The 1,454-nt window shown below is 64.9% G+C and carries 1 protein-coding gene; it reads left to right on the top strand.

Annotated features, from left to right (window positions below):
• The first annotated feature begins 47 nt into the window (after positions 1-47).
• Positions 48-1,418, top strand: a complete 1,371-nt coding sequence (locus BR85_RS00145; RefSeq protein ID WP_036275335.1) for an IS30 family transposase — start codon at positions 48-50, stop codon at positions 1,416-1,418.
• Positions 1,419-1,454 lie beyond the last annotated feature (36 nt).

The following is a 1,454-nucleotide window of genomic DNA, read 5'->3' as shown; positions in this document are numbered from 1 at the left end:
GGCGGATTCAACTGGTCGTCGCAACACCTTGAATCGGAGGTGTTTGGATGGTTCGACGACAACAGCAGGCAGATCGAGCGGTGCGGCCAAGGCTTCGGTCTCCGGGCACGCCTCCGATCCCGCGAGAGGTGCAGCATCGGTTCTGGGTCGAGATTGCGACGGGGTTGTTGCCGGAAGAAGCTGCGGCGCGGGTCGGGGTGTCGCAGCCGGTCGGTGGCCGGTGGTTCCACAACGCTGGCGGCATGCCGCCGTTCGATCTGAGCAAGCCCCCTTCAGGCCGGTACTTGTCGTTCCGTGAGCGGGAGGAGATCGCGATCCTTAACGCACAGGCCGTTGGTGTTCGTGAGATCGCTCGTCGTCTCGGACGAGATCCGGGGACGATCTCACGTGAGCTGCGTCGTAACGCAGCCACCCGGGGAAGCAAACGCGACTACCGTGCGTCGGTCGCGCAGTGGAAGTCAGATATCGCCGCGAAGCGGCCGAAGACCGCCAAACTCGTCGCGAACCCTCAGCTGCGGGCGTATGTCGAGGAGCGTCTCTCTGGGAGCATCGTGATGCCGGCCGGTGAGGTCGTTCCCGGCCCGACGGCGCCGAAGTTCACGGGTCGGAACAAGCCGCACCGGAAGGACCGGCCGTGGTCGTGGGCGTGGAGTCCTGAGCAGATCGCGAACCGGATCCGCGTCGACTTCCCAGATGATGAGTCCATGCGTATCAGCCACGAAGCGATCTACCAGTCGCTCTACATCGAAGGGCGTGGCGCGCTCAGACGTGAGCTGGTGTGGTGTCTGCGAACGGGACGTGCGTTGCGTGCGCCGAGAGAGCGTTCGCGACGCAAGGCATGGGCGCACGTCACTCCGGAGACGCTGATCAGCGAGCGTCCCGCCGAGGCCTCCGACCGTGCCGTTCCAGGGCATTGGGAAGGGGACTTACTGATCGGCTTGGAACGCTCAGCGGTCGGCACCGTCGTCGAACGCACGACTCGCTACACGCTCCTCGTCCATCTTCCTCGCGAAGAGGGGTATCGACACAAAGAGACCCCGAAGAACGGGCCGGCGCTGGCGGGCTACGGCGCCCTCACGATGAAGAACGCCCTCGCGAACACCATGTCGACGCTGCCGACGCAGCTGGCCAGATCGCTGACCTGGGACCGAGGGAAGGAGATGTCCGCGCACGCCCAGTTCCGCGTTGACACGGGCATCCCTGTGTTCTTCGCCGACCCGCAGTCGCCCTGGCAGCGCGGAACGAACGAAAACACGAACGGCCTCCTCCGGCAGTACTTCCCCAAGGGCACCGACCTGTCCCGCTGGTCCGCCGCGGAGATCGACGCCGTCGCTCACGCACTCAACACGAGGCCCCGCAAGGCACTCGGCTGGAAGACCCCCGCTGAAGCCTTCAACGAGCAGTTACTGTTGCTGTAACAACCCGGTGTTGCAACGACCGGTTGAATCCGGTCA

It is taken from the genome of Microbacterium sp. UNCCL10 (assembly GCF_000746195.1).
In the GTDB taxonomy this organism is placed as follows: Bacteria; Actinomycetota; Actinomycetes; order Actinomycetales; family Microbacteriaceae; genus Microbacterium; species Microbacterium saccharophilum.
The sequence above is the reverse complement of the archived record's forward strand: the minus strand, read 5'-3'. Positions and strand labels throughout refer to the sequence as shown.